Origin of the sequence: Micromonospora echinofusca (assembly GCF_017614955.1) — a bacterium.
Taxonomy (GTDB): Bacteria; Actinomycetota; Actinomycetes; order Mycobacteriales; family Micromonosporaceae; genus Micromonospora; species Micromonospora echinofusca_A.
Map to the genome: position 1 here is coordinate 1 of NZ_WVUH01000110.1, position 19629 is coordinate 19629.

The following is a 19629-nucleotide window of genomic DNA, read 5'->3' on the forward strand; positions in this document are numbered from 1 at the left end:
GCCCGGCACCGTGCTGGAGGCGGTCCTGGAACGGATCACGTACGCCAACGAGGAGACCGGCTACACCATCGCCCGGGTGGCCACCCGACGCGGCGGCGACGACCTGCTGACCGTGGTCGGCGCGCTGCTCGGGGTACAGCCCGGGGAGAGCCTGCGGCTGGTCGGCCGGTGGGGGTCGCATCCGAAGTACGGGCGGCAGTTCGAGGTGCACTCGTACACGACCGTGCTGCCGGCGACGGTGCAGGGCATCGAACGCTACCTGGGCTCCGGGCTGATCAAGGGGGTCGGCCCGAAGACCGCGGCCCGGATCGTGGAAACCTTCGGCGTGGACACCCTGCGGATCATCGAGGAGGAGCCCGGCCGGCTGACCGAGGTGCACGGCCTGGGCCGCAAGCGCAGCGCGGCGATCGGCGCGGCCTGGGAGGAGCAGAAGGCGATCAAGGAGGTCATGGTCTTCCTCCAGGGCGTCGGGGTGTCCACCTCGCTGGCGGTACGCATCTACAAGAAGTACGGCGACTCGTCGATCTCGGTGGTGCGCAACGAGCCGTACCGGCTGGCCGCCGACGTCTGGGGCATCGGCTTCAAGACCGCCGACACCATCGCCCAGGCGGTGGGCATCCCGCACGACAGCCCGCAGCGGGTCCGCGCGGGCATCCAGTACACCCTCTCCGAGGCCGCCGACGCCGGGCACTGCTACCTGCCGGAGCCGAACCTGGTCGCCGACGCCGCCACCATCCTCGGGGTACCCGCCGACCTGGTCCGGGAGTGCCTGACCGGGCTCGCCGCCGAGGAGGGGGTGGTCCGGGAGCAGGTGCCGAACCCGACCAGCGAGGGCGGCACCATCCCGGCGGTCTACCTGGTCCCCTTCCACCGGGCCGAGCAGTCACTGGCCGGAGGGCTGCTGCGACTGTCCCGGACCAGCGCCGACCGGCTGCCCGCGTTCGCCGACGTGGACTGGACCCGGGCGCTGGCCTGGCTGCGGACCCGCACCGGCGCCGACCTCGCCGACGAGCAGGAGCAGGCGGTCCGGCTGGCGCTGACCGAGAAGGTCGCCGTGCTCACCGGCGGGCCGGGCTGCGGAAAGTCGTTCACCGTGAAGTCGATCATCGAGCTGGCCGCCGCGAAGAAGGCGAAGATCGTCCTGGCCGCGCCGACCGGCCGGGCCGCCAAACGGATGACCGAACTGACCGGTCACCCGGCGGCCACCGTACACCGGCTGTTGCAGCTGCGGCCCGGCGGCGACCCCACCCACGACCGGGACAACCCGATCGACGCCGACCTGATCGTGGTCGACGAGTCGTCCATGCTGGACCTGATCCTGGCGAACAAACTGATCCGGGCGGTACCCAACGGCGCGCACCTGCTGCTGGTCGGGGACGTCGACCAGTTGCCTTCGGTCGGGGCCGGTGAGGTGCTGCGCGACATCCTGGCTGCCGACGCCATCCCCCGGGTGCGGCTGACCCGGATCTTCCGGCAGGCCCAGCAGTCCGGCGTGGTGGTCAACGCGCACCGGATCAACGACGGCCTGCCGCCGGCCCTCGGCGAGTACCCGGACTTCTTCCTGTTCCCCAGCGACGAACCGGAGGCCACCGCCGAGCAGGTGGTGGAGATCGTGGCCCGGCGGATCCCCCGCCGGTTCGGGCTGCAACCCCGGGACATCCAGGTGCTCACGCCGATGCACCGGGGTCCGGCCGGCTCGGCCAACCTGAACGTCACCCTGCAACAGGCGCTCGCCCCGCACCGGGAGGGCATGCCCGAGCGGCGGCACGGGGCCCGGGTGTTCCGGGTCGGCGACAAGGTCATCCAGATCCGCAACAACTACGACAAGGGCACCGCCGGGGTCTTCAACGGCACCGTCGGGGTGGTCACCGCCCTCGACCCGGACGAGCAGCGGCTCACCGTCCGCACCGACGAGGACGAGGAGGTCGGGTACGACTTCGACGAGTTAGACGAGTTGCAGCACGCGTACGCCATCACGGTGCACCGCTCCCAGGGCAGCGAGTACCCGGCCGTGGTCATCCCGGTGACCATGGGGTCGTACACGATGCTGCAACGCAACCTGCTCTACACCGCGGTGACCCGGGCCCGGAAGCTGGTCGTGCTGGCCGGCAGCCGTAAGGCGATCGCGATCGCGGTCCGTACCGCCGGTACCGGTCGCCGGCACACCGCGCTGACCCACCGCCTCTCCCCCACCTGAACGTCCCGCTCCGGTCAGCTCAGGCCGAGCGCGGTGACGAGCGGGAGGACCATCGCCGGGACGTGCGGGTCACGGGCCACCCGGGCGACCACCGCCCGCGCGGACGGGCGGTGCCGGACCTCGGCCGGCGCGACCCGGTCGGCATCGACCAGCAGCCGGCCTGCGGTGGCCGGGTCGCCGACCAGCAGGTACGCCCGCGCGGCGTCGACCAGGTGCGCGGCGCGGTGCTCGGCGGCGAGCCACCGCCACCCGTCCCGCGTGGTCGTCTTCTCGTGCCAGGCCACCGCCTCGTCCACCTGGCCCAGCTCGACCGCTGCCGTGGTACGGGCCAGGTCCACCGCGGTCGGCCCGAACCCCGTCCGATGATGATCCTGACCGTCACCCACCCGGGCGGCCAGGTCGGCGGCCTCGTCGATCAACTCCGCAACCGCCCGACCATCGCCTTGGCCGGCGGCAGCCAGGGCCGCCTGGACGAGCAGCGTCCCGCACAACGACACCTCCGGCGGGGCGCCATCGTCGAGATCGGGTGGGGCGACCCGGTACGCCGCCGCCCGCATCGCCACCTGCGCTGGCCGGCTCCGACCCGCCGCACGTAACACCTGACCGAGTTGCACCGCAGCGGCGGCGACGAGCACGGGATCACCTGACGCCACATTCATCGCCCGGTCGGCGGCCACCCAGGCAAGATCCACTTCACCGAGCTTCACCAACACCGCCGCCGTCACCCGGTACGCCTCCACCAGCGGACCACGGCCCGACACCGGATCATCCGCGTGCGCACGCTGCGCGGCGGCCAACAGCCCCGGCAGGAACGTCACCACCTGCGGATAACGGGCGTGCTGGAAACTGGTCCAGGCATGCCGCACGCTCTCCACCAACCGGTCGACGGGCGGTACCGGCACCCGGGCCGAACGGCCCAATGCGATCTCGTACGCCGACAAGGCCGCCCCGACCAGCTCCACACCCGCGACCCGACCGGTAGCCTCGGCAGGTGGCACGCTCCGGCTCAGCAGCACCGCCACGTCGATCCGCAGCACCGTGGCGATTTCCTCGATCGTGGACACCCGGTCCAACGACCGCACACCCCGCTCGACCTTGTCCACCCAGCTCTTCGACTTCCCCAACCGGTCGGCCAACACCTGCTGCGACAACCTCCGCCGCCCACGCCAGTACGCCACCCGCCGACCGATCGGCAACAACTCAGTGCTGTCCACGACGCCACCGCCGATCCGGCACCGCCCGCGTGATCTCCTCCGCCGGTATCCGATCCGCCTCGGCCTGATCGAGGAGCCGTTGCTTCGCGGCCTCCCGCTCCGTCTGCTCGACCTGCTCACCCCGGCACGCCGCCGACTCGTCACCACTCATCACTACCTCCGCTGGCGGGGCGACGGTGGGCTTCAAAGAGGAAACCGCGCCGCGCCCGAGTCAGATCGGTGGCCCAAGCATTCGACTACTCACGTCGGACCAACCCTCGCTAACAGCATCAGGTAATCGGAAGGTGACCTGAAGGTGGCAGGTGTCCGCCGGTCGTGTCCGCTGTCCGCTATCGGGTAGCCGGCTGGTACGCCTCGTACACCTCACGCAGCGTGTTCGCTTCCGTCGCTCCTGTCGACTCGACCCGCCGTAGCACCTCCCGCGCCCGCCACCAGTTCGACGACGCAACCCGACCCGAGGTGACCGCCTCGACCGCGACCGCACAGGCTTCGTCCGGCTGGTCGGCGGCCACGAGCGCGAGTGCCAGATCAAGGCGGGCCGAAGCCGAACGCCGTGGCCGGTCACCGCCGTCTCCGCGCGGGTCCAGTTCCGCCAGCGCGGACCGGGCGACCTGTTCCGCAGCCGGATCGCCGGCCCACGCCAGCGTTGTCGCGGTGTACGCCAACGCCTTTGTCGGGTCGTACCGGTAGTGGTGCTCGGCCCGTTCCGGTACGGGCAGGTTGGTGGTCAACCGCTCCAGGCGGTCGAGTGCACCACGGGTAAGCCGGACCTCGCCCATCCGCGCCCACACCCGTGCTTCCTGTGCGGTGGCCTGGATGTGCGCCGAACTGCCCCGAGGAGCCACCCGCTGAGCCTGTTGGGAAAGGTCGATGGACCGCGGGTAGTCACCCTTGGTCAGCGACTCCCACGCGTGGGTCTCCAGGCACCATGCCTGGATCTCCGCATGCTCGGCGTGCTCGGCGAGCTTCCCGGCGGCAGTCAGGTGCGCTCCGGCAGCCGACCGCTGCTGAAGGTCGATGTGCACGGTCGCCCGAAGGATGCTGAGCCAGCCACCGGCAACGACGAGCCGCCGTCGCTGCGCGAGGGTGCCGTGTCCGTCCAGCAGTCTGCTGACGTACGCCAGGTGCCGCCGCACCATGGGGAGCAGGTCGACGGACGGCGTGGTCGCATAGGCGCTGGCCAGGTCATCGACACCAGCCTCGATCCGGGAGAGCGTCTCGGCGCTGACGTCACTGGCCCTGACCCGGGTCAGCAGTTCCTCGGCTTCGGCATCGTGATCGACGGGCTGATCGACCAGCCGGGCGAGCATCCCACCAGCCCTGAGAACCCTGTCGAGGTGCCGAGCGGTATCGGGGGTGGGCGCCTTGGCGCCGGTCTCCAGGTCGTGGAGGTGGCTCTTACCCCGGTGCGCGAGCTGACCCAGGGCTCGTAGGGAGAGCCCCCGGCTGGTACGCAGCGCACGCAGGTGCGCACCGAAACGCGGATCGACATCCGGCATGGGTACTCCCAGGTTGAGGGCTGGGACGGTGTCCACCGGTCGCTACCGCCGACCGACGGCCACTACGGACAGTACAACAAGTGTGTGCGCATGGGTGACGTCCAGACCGGGGCGTGCTGGCAGAGACGGTGCAGCTCGACAGGCGGCGGCTGGGTGACGCTGCCGCCGTGCACGCCTACCCACGCCGTCGCCGCAGCGGCCCCGGGTCGGTGCCGGTTCCTCGGCGGGGCGCTCAAGTCATCTCATATAGCAAGATAGATCTCCCATAAAATGAGATCGACGATAGCGTCGGGTCATCGTTGGAGGGAGAGGCAGTTGAACGACGCGGCAGCTCGTTACATCCATGGCCATCACGAGTCGGTGCTCCGGTCGCACGGCTGGCGTACGGCGGAGAACTCGGCGGCGTACCTGCTGCCGCACCTGGTGTCGGGCATGTCCCTGCTGGACGTCGGCTGCGGGCCGGGCACCATCACCGCCGGCCTGGCCGCCCGGGTCGCACCGGGGCCGGTCACCGCGCTGGACAGCAGCGCCGACGCCGCGCACCGGGCGCGGCAGGAGATATCGGCGCGCGGGAACGTCACCCTCGCCGTCGCCGACGTCCACGCCCTGGCCCTGCCCGACGACACGTTCGACGTCACGCACGCCCACCAGGTGCTCCAGCACGTCGGGGACCCGGTCACCGCGCTCACCGAGATGCGCCGGGTCACCCGGCCAGGTGGGCTCGTCGCCGCCCGGGACAGCGACTACTCCGCGTTCGACTGGTACCCACGGGTCCCGGAACTCGACGAGTGGCTGGCCCGGTACCGGCGGGCCGCCCGGGCCGCCGGCGGTGAGCCGGACGCCGGGCCGCGCCTGGCCGGCTGGGCGCGGGCGGCCGGCTTCACCGAGATCGTGACCAGTGCCGCACAGTGGCGCTTCAGTAGCGAGGACGACCGGAGTTGGTGGGCGGAGACCCAGGCCGAGCGGGTGACCCGGGCCGCCCTCGGCCGCACCTTCCTGGCCGACGGTGCCGACGAGGGCGACCTGCACCGGATGGCCGACGGCTGGCTGCGCTGGGCCGCACACCCGGACGCCTGGTTCACCGTTCCGCACCACGAGATCCTCTGCCGGGTCTGAGCGGACCCGCCCCCGCCCGCCCGGTCCGGACCGGGCGGGCGGACCCGCCGACAGTCCGGTCCGCTACCGGACCGACGCGAGCCGCTCCCGGGCCAGGCGCCGCCGACCGTCGGCCACCACCAGCGCGACCCCCTCGGCCAGGTCCACCGTCGGCTGCCAGCCGAGCCGGGTACCGGCCCGGGACGGGTCCAGGGCCATCCGGCGGATCTCCCCGGGCACCGGCGGATCGTGCCGGGGCGGTCCGTCCGCCCCCACCGTCGCCGCGATGAACCCGTACGCCTCGGTGATGCTGGTCTCCCGGCCGGTACCGATGTTGACCATGCCGACGCCGTCGGTGACGCAGGCCAGGGCGACCGCGTGCGCAACGTCGCCGACGTACACGAAGTCCCGGGTCTGCCCGCCGTCACCGGTGATGACGGCCCGTTCGCCGGAGAGCAGCGCCGCCGCCATCCGGGCCACCACCCCACGGTGTGGACCGGTCTGGCGTGGCCCGTAGACGTTGCCCAGCACCAGCGCGGTGTACGCCAGGCCGTGGCGCTCGCGGTACCAGTCGAGGTAGCGCAGTCCGGTCGCCTTGCTGATGCCGTACGGGTGGGTCGGGGCGACCGGCGTCTCCTCGCCGACCGGCAGGCCGGCGGCGGGTACCCGGCCGTAGATCGCGCTGCTCGCGGCATGGACGACCAGTCCGACCCCAGCCGACGCGGCGGCGTCCAGGACGTTGAGGGTGCCGCAGATGTTGGCGTCCGCATCCGGCGCCGGAGCGCGGACCGCCACCGCCGCACTGGTCTGCGCGGCGAGGTGGACCACCACGTCCGGGCGCCACCGGGTGACGACCGACGTGCCCGCCGGTCCCCGGATGTCGGCGACCACGAGGTCCCGGTCGGCCAGCCCGGCCCGGCGGGCGTCGTCGAGGTTGTCCAACCGGCCGGTGGAGAGGTTGTCGACAACCTTGACCCGGGCACCGGTCAACAGCAACCGGGTCACCACGTGACTGCCGACGAAACCGGCACCACCGGTAACCACCACCCGGGTGCCCCGCAGCGCATCGGCGGGATCCGACCAGCCGGTCGGCTCGGAGCTGTACATGGTGGACTCCCGGTGGCGGTCGGGTCGGGCCATCGCGACGGTACTCGACAGAAGGCCACCATGCGCATCTTCAGGGCAATCTAGCCATAAATCGGATATAAACGGCGCAAGGTTTCATAATCGGTGAGCAGGGTCGCGTCAAAGACCCGCGCCGGTGGACACCGGCAGCCCACGCCGAGCCATCCGTACCTCGACGACCTGTTGCGGGGATCGCCTGGTCGTCGGTGAACGATCGGAGAAGAGCATGGCGGTAGATCGCATCGAGGCGGTCCGGTGCCGACTGTGCGGCACCCCGGCGAGTCCCGCTCCGTCGCTGCGGCCCGACGAGCCCCGCTGCACCACCGACGGCCCCGAGGACCGGGCCGCGGCGGCGGCACAGCAGCGGTTCGAGGCGGGGCGGCGGCTACGCTGGCTGCTCACCACCGTCCGCCCCGCCACCCTGCTGGAGGCCGGACCCGCCGACGGCTACTTCCTCGAAGCCGCCACCACCGCCGGCATCCCCGCTGCCGGCATCGAGATCTCCGCCACCGCCACCCGTTTCGCCCGGGAACAACTCGGCCAGACCGTCCACCACGGCTCCTTCGAAACGCTCGCCCCACACCATCGGGCCCACACGGTCTGCGCCTTCCACGTCCTCGGACACGTCGAAAACCCCCGTACCTTCCTGCACGCCGTCCGGACCGCCCTGTCCCCCGGCGGCTGGCTCGCCCTCGAAGTACCGAACACCGCCGCCGCCGTCCGACCCGTCGATGGCCGATGGCCGACGCCGACGGACACCCGGGACGACCACCGGTGGCACTTCACCCCCGAGACCCTCACCCGACTGCTCGTCCAGACCGGCTTCCGGGTCATCTCGCACGACACGGTCTTCTCCCGGTTCTACCAGCAGCCCCGGGCCCGGTGGCGCCACGTGCGCAAGCTGCTGGTCGAGGACTGGCTGGCCACCGGCTCCCCCCGGTTGAGCCACCCGCACCTCGGCGACCTGCTGCGCGTCTTCGCCCGGCACGACGGCCGGGCGCTGGGCCGTTGACGGGACGTCCCGGCTCGATCACCCACCACACCGGCAAGGAAGGTTCATGCACATCCTGACCACGGTCGTCGGCGAGCGGACCGGACACTGGACAGACCTGTTCGCGGCCCTCTGCGACCAACCCGGAGTCACCCTGACCGTGCTGGCCCGCGACGTTCCGGCGAACGCCGCCCGGGAACTCGACCGGTTGAGCCGCACCCGCCCCGGCTTCCGCCACCACGTGCCGCGCGACCACCCGATCGGCGCGCAGCGACCGGACGTGGTGCACGTCATCGGCGACGGGACCTACCCGATCATCCGGCAGACACTGCGGTGGCGGGACCGGTACTGGCCCGGAACCCCGGTGACGCTCCACCCGGGGCAGCCCGGGTCGCCCCGGATTCCCACCCTGGTGCCGCTGTTCGAGCGGTACGCCGGTCAGCAGGTCGACCATGCCTTCCCGAGCACGCCGGCCGCACTGGAGGCACTGCGGGCCGGAGGTTACCGGGGGCCGGCGACCATCGTGCCGCCCGGCGTGGACACCGGCCGGTTCACCCCGTCGCCGGTACCCCGGCCGACGCACCGCCGGTTCACCGCAGGTTTCGTCGACCGGCTGGCGCCCCACACCGGAGTGCGGGACCTCCTGGCCGCCGCCGAGCGGATCGACTGCGACGTGCTGCTGGTAGGTGACGGACCACTCGCACCGCAGGTCGACCTGGCCGCCACCCGCCGACCCGGCCGGGTCCACCGACAGGGGTGGTCCCGCGACACCGAACTGCCCGACCTGCTGGCCCGGATGGACGTGCTGGTCCTGCCCACGACCGGGGTGGCGCGGCGGCGCGTGCTCCCGTGGACGCCTGCACCCCTGGCGGAGCAGGCCGGTCGCACCCTGGTCGGGGCCATGGCCGGTGGGATCCCGGTGATCGGCAGTGACACCGGCGGGACGCCGTACCTCCTGGGTCCGGCCGGGCTGGTCTTCCCCGCCGGGAACGTCGCGGCGCTGACCGACCGGTTGGCCCGGCTACGGGACGACCCGCAACTGGCCGACGATCTCGCCGCCGCCGGACGGGCCCGGGCAGCCAGCGGGTTCTGCTGGACCCGGATCGCCGCCTCGCTCGGGGCGGTCTGGCGGCAACTGGTCGCACAGCCGAGGACCGGTCTGGACGATCTGCTGGGCGGTCCCCGGGAGGTGCAGCCGGCCACGGAACGGGAGGCGGCGGTCCACTGAGGAACGGGGTCGGACCGTCCGGCCCTGGCCCGGACCGGGCCGGTGGACTAGCGTTCCCCGGGTGTCATCGATCCTGACTGAATCGACCGACCCCTACTGCCTGCGCGACGGCGAGAGCCGCACGCTGCTCGACGGCCATCCCTGGCGCCGGTTCGTGGTGCTCGGCGACAGCGTCGCCGAGGGGATGTGCGAGCCGGTCGACGGGTACCCGCCGGTGCAGTGGGCCGACCGGATCGCCGCCGAGCTGTCCGCCGGGCAACCCGCCCTGGCCTACCGCAACCTGGGCCACCGTGGACTGCGGGCCCACGAGGTACGCGCCGGCCAGCTCCAGCCGGCCCTGGACTTCGCTCCCGATCTGGCCCTGGTGGTCTGCGGTGGGAACGACGCGTTCAGCCGGTCCTACGATCCGGCGGCGGTGGACGCCGAACTGACTACCATGATCACCGCGTTGCAGCAGGTCGGCGCGGACGTCGTCACGGTGGGCATGTTCGACGTGTCGTACAGCCCGGCGGTGCCGGCCTCGCTGCGCCCCGGTCTGGCCGAACGGATGCGCCGGTTGTCGGCGCACACCGGCCGGCTCGCCGAGACACTGGGCACCCTGCACGTGCAGCTCACCGACCATCCGGCCACCAGCGACCCGTCGCTGTACTCCAGCGACGGCCGGCACGGCAGCGCCCGCAGTGACGCCATCGCCACCGCCGAGACCGTCCGGCGGCTCGGCGCCCACCTGGCCGCCCGGCGGGCCACCCCGGCCTGAGGCGTCGGTTGGTACGCGTCGGGCCGGTCACCGGGTACGCGCCGGGGCCGGGTCGACCGACGGTCGACCCGGCCCCGACACCGGTCAGTCGACCACCAGCACCCCGGAGAGCAGCACCCCCCGGGCCAGGTTCAGCACGCCCTCGCAGCCCGGGAACCCGGACCGCACGCACACCCCGGAACCCCGCCGGTCGAACAGGTACGGCGCGATGCTGTACGGCACCTCCTCGGTCACCGTCTCCCCGGTCTCGATGTGCACGAAGTCCATCGGCACCGAGTCGGCCGGGACGTACTCCTGGAGGACGTACCCGCCCGCCTCGACGGCCTTGGCCAGCCCGTCCCGCCACGCCTCGGGATCGGTCTCCCGGCCGATCAGCACGCCGACCCCGGCCGAACCGTCGGCCGGCTTCGCCACCAGGTCCTGCTGCGCGGCGACGGCCCGTTCGACGGCGTCGGCGGTGAGCGTCTCGGTGCGCGGCACGTACCGGCGGACCAGGGCCCGGTCGTCCTCCGGCAACTGGTCCAGGTCGGACCAGAGCCAGGCGAGGACCTGCTTGCTGCCGAGCAGCCAGGCCGCCGCCGAGACGAACACCGGCAGGCCGGCGGCGGTCGCGTCGGCCAGGGCCCGGATCCCGGCGCTCGGGGTGACCCGGTTGGGTACGAAGAGCCGGAACACCGCGTCGACCGTGCCCCCGTCGACCAGCAGCCGCCGCTGGTCGTCGAGGGTCACCGTGGAAACCGGGCTGATCACCAGGTCGACGGCGCAGTCCCGGGCCAGGTCGACCACCGGGGCCAGCTTGGACATGAACCATTCCGGGTTGTCCAGTCCCGGGTACTCGGCGTCGAAGTCGATCAGCATCGCGACCCGGGCGCCCTCGGGCAGGCCGAGGGTGGTCCGGATGGCCACGAACCGTTCCGCCACGGCGGACGGCGCCGGTGCCATCGGGACCAGCTCGGTGATGCCCCGCTCGGCGTAGATCTCGACGAACCGCCGGACCACCGTGTCCGAGTCGAGCGCCCCGCCGAGGCTGCTGTCGATGTTGAACTCGACGAACTTCGGCACCCCGCCGGAGAGCAGCACGTCCGGCCGGACCGCGGCGAGCAGCCGCTCGTCCAGCGGCGCCGCGTCGTCCAGCAGCCGGGTCCGTTCCTCGGTGACCCCGAGCAGGGCCCGCAGTTCCGCGCCGGTACGGGCCCGCCGCTGGCAGGTCTCCAGCACCAGCTGGGCCAGCCGGTCGGAGATCCGGTTGAGGGTGGTCAACGCGTCGGCGGTCATCACCGGTGGCCGGGCCAGCCGCCACTGCTTGTTGTACGTGGCCCGCCCGTCGAAGATCCGCTGCCACTGCTCGGCACCGGCGGTGACCATCCGGGCCCGTACCGGTTCCGGCAGGTCCAGCCACGCCTGGCTCGCGCCCGGCCAGGAGTAGTCCGCGTCAGTCACTGCTCAACCCTTCATCACTAGTTGGATCGCCGCCGTCAACTGCTCCCGGCCCGGCTGTACCGCCCGGTCGAGCGCCGCAGCGAACGGCAGCACCGCCCCGTCGGGTCGGGTGACCCGCCGGGGTGGGGCCGCCAGCGCGACCCGTTCGACCACGCTGGCGATGATCTCCGCCCCGATCCCGCAGGACCGGTTGGAGTCGTCGACCACCACCAGCCGCCCGGTCCGGCCCACCGACGCCAGGAGCCCGTCGATGTCGAACGGGTACAGCGTCCGGGGGTCGAACACCTCCACCGACACCTGGTCGGCCAACTCCTCGGCCACCGCGAGGGCGTCGTGCACCAGGTGCCCGACCGCCACCACGGTGACGTCGTCACCGGGGCGGCGCAGCGTACCCACCCCGATCGGCACCGCAGCCAGCTCGGTCGGGTCCACGTCGGCGCGTACCCCGAGCGCCCCGGCGGGGGCGAAGAGCACCACCGGGTCGTCGTCGCGGACCGCCGACAGCAGCAGCCCGTACGCGTCCGCCGGGGTGGCCGGCACGAGCGTCTTCACCCCCACGTGGGCGAGCAGCCCGTACGGATGGTCGGAGTGCTGCCCGGCCCAGCCGCTGCGCGACCCGGAGCCGGTGACCACGTAGGTGACCGGTACCCGGGCCTGTCCCCCGGTCATCAGGGAGAACTTGTGCGCCTGGTTGGCGATCTGCTCGAAGACCAGGAACAACAGCGACGGGATCTGGAACTCGATCACCGGCCGCAGCCCGGCCAGCGCCGCCCCGGTGGCGAAGTTGGTGAAGCCCTGCTCGGCCAGCGGGGTGTCGATGATCCGTTCCGGGCCGTACTTCTTCAGCAGCCCGGCGGTCAGGTTGGACGCGGCGACCCGGATGTCCTCGCCGAGCACCACCACCGACGGATCCCGGGCCAGCTCGTCACCGAGCGCCCGGTTGAGTGCCTTCAGGTAGGACAGTCGGGGCATCACGCGCTCCCGGGTCGGGGCCGCAACCCGCTGGCGTACAGGTACGCCAGCGCGTCGGCCGGGTCGGGCGTCGGGCTGGCCAGGGCGAACTCGACCGCCTCGGCGAGGACCGCCTCCACCTCGGCGTCGATCGCGGCCCGCTGCGCCGGGTCGAGCCGGGCCCCCTGGATCTCCACCGGGTCCCGGGACCGGCCCTGCGCCACCTCGGCGGCGTCCCGGTAGTCCAGGCGTACGTCGTGCTCGAAGGTGTGGTGGGCGTCGAACCGGTAGGTCCGGCACTCCAGCAGCCGGGGACCGCCCCCGGCCCGGGCGGCGTCCACGGCCTCCCGGGTGGCGTCCCGGACCGCCTCCGGGTCCTGGCCGTCCACCACCACCGCCGGGATGCCGAACGCCTCGGCCCGGCCGGTGATGGTGCCGGCGACCGCCTGCGCCACCGGCATGGTGGTGGCGTAGCCGTTGTTCTCGCAGACGAACACCACCGGCACCGACCAGAGCGCGGCCAGGCTGAACCCTTCCAGCAGCATCCCCTCGTTGACCGCGCCGTCACCGAAGAAGGTCGCGCCGACCTGGTCGCCACCGAGGCGGCGTTTCGCCCAGACCGCCCCGGTGAGGATGGAACCGGCGGCGCCGACGATCGCGTTGGCGCCGAAGATGCCGACGGAGAAGTCGGCGGCGTGCATGGAGCCGCCCCGGCCGCCGTTGAGGCCGGTGGCCCGGCCGCAGAGCTCGGCGAGCATCCGGGCCGGGTCGGCTCCCTTGGCGAGCACGTGGCCGTGCCCCCGGTGGGTACTGGTGATCAGGTCGTCGGGCCGCAGCGCCGCGCAGACCCCCGCCGCGATGGCCTCCTGACCCAGGTACGGGTGGATGCCGCCGACGATCTCGCCGGCGCGGACGAGGTCGATGGCCCGCTCCTCGAACCGGCGGATCAACCGCACGGTCCGGTAGAGCGGGCCGGCGTCGACCCCCGCTGCGGTGGACGTCACGGGCGCGGGCCGTCCTTGATCGCCACGAGGATGTCGTCCCAGAGCTGGGCCCGCGCGGTCAGCGCGACGTTCACCGTGTCGGCGCACTCCTGCCACTTGGTGTCGTCGTCACCGCACAGGTCGGCGAGCATCTGCATGGCCATCGGGGTGTGCTGCTCCCCGTCGACCTCGATGTGCCGCTCCAGGTAGTCCACGAACGTACCCAGCCGGCGGCTGCGCTCGTTGACCGCGACGACCTGGGTGAACATGTCCGGGATCAGGTCCTCCCGGCCGAAGGCGAACGCGGCGGCCTGGCAGTGCACCGGAGTGGTCTCGATGATCCGCCAGGTGGTCGCGGCGAACGCCGCCGACGGGGCCGGCACCCCGGCCGCGCCGAGCGACTCGGTGACCGGGCGTCCCGCACGGAGCAGGTCGATCAGCTTCTCCACCGGCCCGGTGTCCGCGCCGGCCTCGGTCATGCCGTTGACGTACAGCTCGAAGTGGCTGATGTAGCCCTCGCCGAGTTCGTCGCTCTCCTCGACCATCACGATGTCGTTGATCAGCCGCCGGCTGCCGGTCGGCCCGGTCGGAATCCACGGCACGGTCACGCAGGTGAGCTGGCGCTGCAACGACTTCAGCAGGGACATGAAGTCCCAGACCGCGAAGACGTGGTGCTCCATGAAGGTGACCAGCGCCTCGTGGGTGTTGAGGTTGGCGTAGAGCGGGTGCGAGACGACGACGTCGCGCTTGGCGCTCACCGCCGCTTCGAGCCGTTCGATGCCGGGGTGGGTCTTCCCCCAGTCGTAGCGGGACATCGTCATCCTTCCTGCGGCGCGCCGTCGCGCCAGATAACCGGGCAGTACTCGGGGTCGGCGTAGTCCGGTCGCCCGTCGGGCGTGCGCCGGACCAGCACGTCGTGGTTGTACGCGGCCAGGGTGCCGTCGGAGAGCGGGAACTTGCGGTAGCCGTTCGGGCCGTCCTGGAGGTGCAGCGAGACCGCCCGCCGGGGCTGGTCGCTGACGTTGGCGCCACTGCCGTGGTACGTCTTGCAGTGGTGGAAGCTCATGTGCCCGCGCGGGATGTGCATGGGGACCTTGACCACCTCGGCGTTGTTGTACGCCGCGTTCTCGGCCAGCATCTGCTCCAGCTGGCTGCGGTCCCGGTCGGCGAAGTGCCGCACCACCGTGTCGTCGGCGCCGATCTCCTTCCACCGGTGACTGCCGTCGACCATGGTGATGGTGCCCATCTCCTCGCCGCAGTCGTGCATCGGGATGAACGCGGTGAGCATGTTCTCCGACGACGACGAGGCCCAGTAGTGCTTGTCGAAGTGCCAGGGCACGATGTTGCTGGGCTCCCCGGCGATCGGCGGCTTGAGGATCAGCGTGGACTGGAACACGCGGATCTCGTGGGCCCGGGCGAGCCGGGCGGCCACCGCGCCGATCAGCGGCTTGCGCAGGATCCGGGAGAGCCCGTCGTGCTCGTGGTGGACGTAGTCGTTGTGCCGCTGCACCGGCCCGTGCTCCGGCTCCCAGTAGGCCAGCCGGGGCGGGCGGACCGGCAGCCGGCGGTCCCGCTCGCCGTCGTAGTAGCGCAGGCTCGCCGCCAGCAGCTCGTCCACCTCGTCGTCGGTGAGCAGCTTCTTCGACAGGTACCAGCCGTGCTCGGCGTAGAACTCCACCTCCTCGTCGGTGGGGAGCAGGGCCCGTTCCTCCTCGGTCAGGATGCCCGGCGCGTCGATCGTGGTCATGCTCCCACCTCCTGGGGTACCGGGCCGGCGGCGGCCAGCTCCCGTTCCTTGGCCTCGTAGAGGGCCTTGATGTTGCCGCTGCCGAAGGTGCGCGCCCCGCGCCGCTCGATGACCTCCAGGAACAGCGTCCGGCGGACGTGCATCGACTCGGTGAAGATCTGCAACAGCTGGCCCCCGTGGTCCCGGTCGACCAGCACGCCCAGGTCCCGCAACCGCTCCACCGGGTTGGCCAGCGGACCGACCCGCTCCTCCAGCACGTCGTAGTAGGTACCGGGGGTGCCGTTGAACCGGACCCCGTTCGCCGACAGGGTGGTGACCGCGCCGATGATGTCGTCGGTCCGCAGCCCGAGGTGCTGCACCCCGGCCCCGGCGTGCCAGCGCAGGAAGTCCCCGATCTGGCCGGTCCGGCGGGTCGGGTCCGGTTCCAGCAGCACCAGGGTGACCTGCCCGGACGGGCTCTGCACCACGATGGAGTTGACCCCCTGCCCGGCCACCTCGATGTACTCCTCGAAGATCTGCCGGAAGCCGAAGATCTCCTCGTAGCGGCGCACGGTGGGCAGCAGTTCCCCGGCGGGTACGCAGATCGCCAGGTGGTCGATCTCGTGCAGCGGCCCGGCGGCCGGGTCGGCGACCGGCGGGACCGGCTCGATCAACCCGGGCAGGAACGCGGACTCCCCACCGGTGCGCTGCACCAGGCGGTGCGTGATGTCGCCGATCCCGGCGACATCGGCGACGGTGACCGCGCCGTCGACGCCCGGGTAGGTGACCGGTGGGGAGACCGCCGTCGCCCCGGCGGCGACGAGTTCGGCGTACGCCGCCGCCGCGTCGTCGACCTCGATCGCGACCACCGCGATGCCGTCACCGTGCCGCTGCACGTACCCGGCGGCCGGGTGCTCGGCGGTCAGGCCGGTGGTGAGCACCATGGTGATACCGGCCTGCCGCAGCAGCAGGGACCGCTGGTCGACCAGTCCGGTCTCCGGGCCGCCCTGTCCACACTGGACGAAGCCGACCGCCGTGCAGAAGTAGAATGCCGATTGACGCGCGTCGCCCACGTAGAGTTCCACGTGGTCGATACCGCGGACTTCCATGTTCCGCCCTTCCTTCATCGGGTCGCGAGAAGCAGGCTGACGTTCTGACCGCCGAACCCGAACGAGTTCGACATCGCGACGTCGCATCCGACCTGCCGCGGCTTCGCCATGATGTGGTCCGCCGGGCAGTTCGGGTCCGGTTCGTCGAGGTGGTAGGTGGGGGGCAGCACCCCCTGGGCGAGCGCGAGCGCGGTGGCCGCCGCCTCCAGCGCACCGGAGGCGCCGAGCAGGTGGCCGGTGAGCGCCTTGGTGGAACTGACCGGTACCCCGCCGACGCCGAAGACCGCGCCGAGGGCGGTGGTCTCGGCGATGTCCCCGAGCTTGGTGCTGGTGCCGTGCGCGTTGACGTAGCCGACCGCCGCCGGGTCCACCCCGCCGGAGGCGAGAGCCCGGCGCATGCAGGCGGCGGCGCCAGCCCCGTCCGGGCGGGGCGCGGTCGGGTGGTGCGCGTCCGTGGTCACCCCGGCACCGACCAGCCGGGCGTACCCGCGTACCCCCCGGGCCGCCGCGTGCGACTCGCGTTCCAGCACCAGCAGCGCGGCGCCCTCGGCGAGCACGAACCCGTTTCGGCGTACGTCGAACGGCCGGCTCGCCTCGGCCGGGTCGGCCCAGCCCCGGGCCAGGGCGCGGGCGTTGCCGAAGGTGTCGGCGAAGGTGGGGAAGAGCGGGGACTCGCTGGCCCCGGCCAGCACCACGTCCGCCTCCCCGGAGCGGATCAGCCGCAGCCCGTCGGCGATCGACTGGGCGCCCGACGCGCAGGCGGTACCGACCGACGAACTGTAGCCCCGGATGCCGTGCGCGATGGCGATCCGGGCCGCCGGCATGTTCGGCAGGATGCCGGTGAGCAGGTACGGGCTGACCGCCGCGCGGCCCCGGGCGGACCGGGCGAGCACCTGCGACTCCAAAGTGGCCATCCCGCCGACGCCGCCGACGATCACCGCGGTCCGCTCCGGGTCGGCGTCCTGCCCGACGGTCAGCTTCGCGTCGGCGAACGCGTCGGCGGCGGCGAGCAGGGCCAGCACCACGATCCGGTCGAGGGTCTTGGTGTCCGGGCCGGAGAGCACCGTGCGCGGGTCGATCTCCGGCACGAAGCCGCCGGCCTCCAGCACCCCGTCCACGGGGTGGCCGGCCGGCGGGCGGGTCAGCCCGGACCGGCCGGCGCAGAGCGCGTCGAAGACCTCCCCGGCGCCCCGGCCGACCGGGGTGAGCAGGCCGATCCCGGTGACCACGGCCGCGTCGGCGACGGTCATGACGTCGACTCCGCCAGGTGCTTCTCCCGCAGCGCCACCTTGCGGACCTTTCCGGTGACGGTGACCGGCAGGTCGTCGCCGTTGATCAGGACCACCCGGCGCAGGGTGGCCCCGACGTCGGCGCCGAGGGCGGCCCGGACCCGCTCGGTGCGGTCCTCGGCCGGGTCGGCTCCGGCGGAGAGTTCCAGTAGCACGTCGGTGACGACGCCGTCCGGCCCGCTCACCATGACCACGGTGCAGTCGGTGACCTCCGGGCAGGCGGCCAGCACCCGCTCCTCGGACAGCGCGGTGTAGAACCGCTTCCCGCCGCCCGCGTCGACCGAGTCGACCGCCCGGTCCATGTGGTAGAAGCGGCCCTCGGTGTCGGTGTAGACCAGGTCGCCGGTGAGGTAGTAGCCGGCCAGCCGGGACCGGTAGGTGGTCACCGAGTCGTTCCAGTAGCCCCGGAACAGCGTCGGCGAGTCGATGCCGAGCCAGCCGACCTCGCCGGGTGGCAGCCGGTTGCCGTCCTGGTCGAGCACCACCGCGTCGACGAACTGGTAGGGCCGGCCGACGCACCGGTCGTACCGGTCGGTGCCGGTGCGGTGGGTGATGTGGAACATCGAGTGGCCCATCTCGCTGGAGCCCAGACCGTCGATGAAGACCGACCCCGGTACCCGGGTCACCCCCTGGCGGGTCATCGTGTCGTGCGAGCCGACCGCGACCAGCTTGCGGACGTGTGGCTCGTGCGAGCAGTCCCCGGTGTTGAACCACAGCCGCACCGAGTCCAGGTCGTACCCGGACAGGTCGTAGCGGGCAAGTTCCGCCCAGGTGACGGAGAACCCGAACACCCCGTCCGGCTTCCACCGCTGGATGGCGTCGAGCACCGTCGCGCCGTCCTGGGAGGAGAGGGCGAAGAACTCGGCCTGGTTGCCGAGCGCCTGGTTGACCATCAGCACGGTCGCGGTGTGCGGGGCGGGCAGGGCGTTGAGGATCCGCCGGGTGCCCTGGGCCTGCGGCATGCTGAGCAGGTGCCGGGTGGCGGCGAAGAGGCTGGCGTGCGAGTGCAGCACCGACTTGGGTACCCCGGTGGTGCCGGAGGTGTGGGTGATGACCACCGGGTCGCTCTGGTCGTGCCGGTACGCCGGACCGGCCGCGTCCGGGTCACCGTCACCCAGGTCGGCCGGCTGGCCGATGATCGGCGCACCCAGGTCGTGCCCGGCCAGCGCGGCGGCGTGCTCGGCGTCGGCGAGCACCCCGGCGGCCCGCAGCCGGCGGATGTACTCGGCGGCGATCTCCACCCGCATCTTGCCGTTCATCAGCGCGGGGATGGCGCCGAGCCGGGTCAGCGCCAGGTAGCTGAGCACGATGTCGGCCGCCGAGGTGGCCCAGACCGCGATCGGGTCCCGGGGTTTCACCCCCAGCTCCCGCAGCCGCACCGCGCGGGCCCGGACCCGGGCGTCCAGCTCGCCGAGGGTCAACGGGTGCTCGGCCGGGTAGCCGTCGAACGCGGTGTCGAAGGTCAGGCCCGGCCCGTCCGGGTCGGCCCCGTGGGCGAGGACGGTGGTCAGCACGTTGCCGGCGCCGATCTGCGGGTCGGCCGCCAGCTTCCCGCGTAGCCCCCTGGTCTTCATGCTGTTTCCCTTCTGGTGACGAGCAGGGCGGCGGCGTGGTCCGCCGTACCGTCGTGGCCTTGTTCGATCAGGACCAGCAACGCCTCGTCGGCGTCGCCGTCGTGCAGCAGCAGGTCGGCGGAGTCGAGGGCCTCGGTTCGCGGGTCACCGACGGGCGCCAGGCAGACCACCGGTCCGCGCAGCCCCCACCGGGTGGCCACGTGACCGGCCACGCTGTTGGGTACCGACTGGAAGAAGAAGAGCGGGCCGAGGCGGCCCCCGTCGGCCACCGTCCGGTGGACGTGGTCGGCGCTGACCCGGTCCCCCGCCGCGCTGACCAGCACCACGGCGGTGCGTTCACCCGGGTCGGCCGGGGCCGGCCGGTCCCCGTGGCGACGGGTCAGGCAGCGCTCGGCGACCGCGGCCACCAGGGGGCTGAACGACGAGACCACGAACCCGGGCAGGGTGGGCG

The 19629-nt window shown here is 72.5% G+C and carries 18 protein-coding genes; 5 read left to right on the forward strand and 13 right to left on the reverse strand.

Going from position 1 to position 19629, the window contains the following annotated elements:
- The first annotated feature begins 10 nt into the window (after positions 1-10).
- The gene (recD2, locus tag GSF22_RS14580; RefSeq protein WP_208814124.1) at positions 11-2197 is read left to right on the forward strand and encodes an SF1B family DNA helicase RecD2; all 2187 of its coding nucleotides are present in this window, start codon (positions 11-13) and stop codon (positions 2195-2197) included.
- Between the two features lie 14 nt (positions 2198-2211).
- Here recD2 and GSF22_RS14585 read toward each other — a convergent pair whose 3' ends face one another.
- From GSF22_RS14585 to GSF22_RS14595, 3 genes are all read right to left on the reverse strand, one after another.
- Positions 2212-3411: a helix-turn-helix domain-containing protein gene (locus GSF22_RS14585; RefSeq protein WP_307803995.1), complete on the reverse strand. Its 1200-nt coding sequence runs from the start codon at positions 3409-3411 to the stop codon at positions 2212-2214.
- Positions 3398-3562: a hypothetical protein gene (locus GSF22_RS14590; RefSeq protein WP_208814108.1), complete on the reverse strand. Its 165-nt coding sequence runs from the start codon at positions 3560-3562 to the stop codon at positions 3398-3400. Before GSF22_RS14590 ends, GSF22_RS14585 begins: the two co-directional genes overlap by 14 nt.
- A gap of 178 nt (positions 3563-3740) precedes the next feature.
- Complete coding sequence (locus GSF22_RS14595) at positions 3741-4910, reverse strand: helix-turn-helix domain-containing protein (RefSeq protein ID WP_208814109.1); 1170 nt, start codon at positions 4908-4910, stop codon at positions 3741-3743.
- Positions 4911-5225: 315 nt separating this feature from the next.
- Between GSF22_RS14595 and GSF22_RS14600 the strand changes: the two genes are divergently transcribed.
- On the forward strand, positions 5226-6026 hold the full coding sequence (locus GSF22_RS14600) for a class I SAM-dependent methyltransferase (protein WP_244367403.1): 801 nt from the start codon (positions 5226-5228) through the stop codon (positions 6024-6026).
- 63 nt (positions 6027-6089) lie between these two features.
- Here the strand turns inward: GSF22_RS14600 and GSF22_RS14605 are convergent, their stop codons facing one another.
- Positions 6090-7145 (reverse strand): NAD-dependent epimerase/dehydratase family protein, encoded by a 1056-nt coding sequence (locus tag GSF22_RS14605; protein WP_208814111.1) that lies wholly within the window; start codon positions 7143-7145, stop codon positions 6090-6092.
- Positions 7146-7356: 211 nt separating this feature from the next.
- Here GSF22_RS14605 and GSF22_RS14610 point away from each other — a divergent pair, with 211 nt between their 5' ends.
- The 3 genes from GSF22_RS14610 to GSF22_RS14620 all read left to right on the forward strand — a co-directional run bounded on the left by GSF22_RS14610 (position 7357) and on the right by GSF22_RS14620 (position 10106).
- Positions 7357-8142 carry a class I SAM-dependent methyltransferase gene (locus GSF22_RS14610; protein ID WP_208814112.1) on the forward strand — a complete coding sequence of 262 codons (786 nt, stop codon included), beginning with the start codon at positions 7357-7359 and terminating at the stop codon, positions 8140-8142.
- 46 nt (positions 8143-8188) lie between these two features.
- Positions 8189-9349 carry a glycosyltransferase family 4 protein gene (locus GSF22_RS14615; RefSeq protein ID WP_208814113.1) on the forward strand — a complete coding sequence of 387 codons (1161 nt, stop codon included), beginning with the start codon at positions 8189-8191 and terminating at the stop codon, positions 9347-9349.
- Between the two features lie 61 nt (positions 9350-9410).
- Entirely contained in the window at positions 9411-10106 is a 696-nt protein-coding gene (locus tag GSF22_RS14620) for an SGNH/GDSL hydrolase family protein (protein WP_208814114.1), read from the forward strand.
- Between the two features lie 84 nt (positions 10107-10190).
- On the opposite strand, the gene GSF22_RS14625 is transcribed toward GSF22_RS14620, so the two are convergent.
- The 9 genes from GSF22_RS14625 to GSF22_RS14665 all read right to left on the reverse strand — a co-directional run.
- Positions 10191-11546 (reverse strand): hypothetical protein, encoded by a 1356-nt coding sequence (locus GSF22_RS14625; protein WP_208814115.1) that lies wholly within the window; start codon positions 11544-11546, stop codon positions 10191-10193.
- Positions 11547-11549: 3 nt separating this feature from the next.
- On the reverse strand, positions 11550-12518 hold the full coding sequence (locus GSF22_RS14630) for an alpha-ketoacid dehydrogenase subunit beta (RefSeq protein ID WP_208814116.1): 969 nt from the start codon (positions 12516-12518) through the stop codon (positions 11550-11552).
- Positions 12518-13501, reverse strand: coding sequence for a thiamine pyrophosphate-dependent dehydrogenase E1 component subunit alpha (locus GSF22_RS14635; RefSeq protein ID WP_208814117.1), 984 nt, complete (start codon positions 13499-13501; stop codon positions 12518-12520). Before GSF22_RS14635 ends, GSF22_RS14630 begins: the two co-directional genes overlap by 1 nt.
- Positions 13498-14295, reverse strand: coding sequence for a DUF3050 domain-containing protein (locus GSF22_RS14640; protein ID WP_208814118.1), 798 nt, complete (start codon positions 14293-14295; stop codon positions 13498-13500). The genes GSF22_RS14635 and GSF22_RS14640 overlap by 4 nt, the downstream gene beginning before the upstream one ends.
- Before the next feature lie 2 nt (positions 14296-14297).
- Positions 14298-15227, reverse strand: coding sequence for a phytanoyl-CoA dioxygenase family protein (locus tag GSF22_RS14645; RefSeq protein WP_208814119.1), 930 nt, complete (start codon positions 15225-15227; stop codon positions 14298-14300).
- Positions 15224-16315 carry a 4-hydroxyphenylpyruvate dioxygenase gene (gene hppD, locus GSF22_RS14650; RefSeq protein ID WP_208814120.1) on the reverse strand — a complete coding sequence of 364 codons (1092 nt, stop codon included), beginning with the start codon at positions 16313-16315 and terminating at the stop codon, positions 15224-15226. The genes GSF22_RS14645 and hppD overlap by 4 nt, the downstream gene beginning before the upstream one ends.
- Positions 16316-16329: 14 nt before the next feature.
- A complete protein-coding gene (locus GSF22_RS14655; RefSeq protein ID WP_208814121.1) occupies positions 16330-17565 on the reverse strand; it encodes a beta-ketoacyl-[acyl-carrier-protein] synthase family protein in 1236 nt (411 codons plus the stop codon).
- Complete coding sequence (locus GSF22_RS14660; RefSeq protein WP_208814122.1) at positions 17562-19178, reverse strand: class I adenylate-forming enzyme family protein; 1617 nt, start codon at positions 19176-19178, stop codon at positions 17562-17564. The genes GSF22_RS14655 and GSF22_RS14660 overlap by 4 nt, the downstream gene beginning before the upstream one ends.
- Positions 19175-19629, reverse strand: a 455-nt coding sequence (locus GSF22_RS14665) for a beta-ketoacyl synthase chain length factor (protein ID WP_208814123.1), incomplete at its 5' end; no start/stop codon positions are given. The genes GSF22_RS14665 and GSF22_RS14660, both read right to left, overlap by 4 nt.

Excerpts from the sequence above, each read along its gene's own strand:
- hppD (WP_208814120.1), bottom strand. The coding sequence starts at position 16,315 with ATGGAAGTCCGCGGTATCGACCACGTGGAACTCTACGTGGGCGACGCG.
- GSF22_RS14660 (WP_208814122.1), bottom strand. The coding sequence starts at position 19,178 with ATGAAGACCAGGGGGCTACGCGGGAAGCTGGCGGCCGACCCGCAGATC.
- GSF22_RS14590 (WP_208814108.1), bottom strand. The coding sequence starts at position 3,562 with ATGAGTGGTGACGAGTCGGCGGCGTGCCGGGGTGAGCAGGTCGAGCAG.
- GSF22_RS14605 (WP_208814111.1), bottom strand. The coding sequence starts at position 7,145 with ATGGCCCGACCCGACCGCCACCGGGAGTCCACCATGTACAGCTCCGAG.
- GSF22_RS14630 (WP_208814116.1), bottom strand. The coding sequence starts at position 12,518 with ATGCCCCGACTGTCCTACCTGAAGGCACTCAACCGGGCGCTCGGTGAC.
- GSF22_RS14610 (WP_208814112.1), top strand. The coding sequence starts at position 7,357 with ATGGCGGTAGATCGCATCGAGGCGGTCCGGTGCCGACTGTGCGGCACC.
- GSF22_RS14640 (WP_208814118.1), bottom strand. The coding sequence starts at position 14,295 with ATGTCCCGCTACGACTGGGGGAAGACCCACCCCGGCATCGAACGGCTC.
- GSF22_RS14655 (WP_208814121.1), bottom strand. The coding sequence starts at position 17,565 with ATGACCGTCGCCGACGCGGCCGTGGTCACCGGGATCGGCCTGCTCACC.
- GSF22_RS14645 (WP_208814119.1), bottom strand. The coding sequence starts at position 15,227 with ATGACCACGATCGACGCGCCGGGCATCCTGACCGAGGAGGAACGGGCC.
- GSF22_RS14615 (WP_208814113.1), top strand. The coding sequence starts at position 8,189 with ATGCACATCCTGACCACGGTCGTCGGCGAGCGGACCGGACACTGGACA.
- GSF22_RS14595 (WP_208814109.1), bottom strand. The coding sequence starts at position 4,910 with ATGCCGGATGTCGATCCGCGTTTCGGTGCGCACCTGCGTGCGCTGCGT.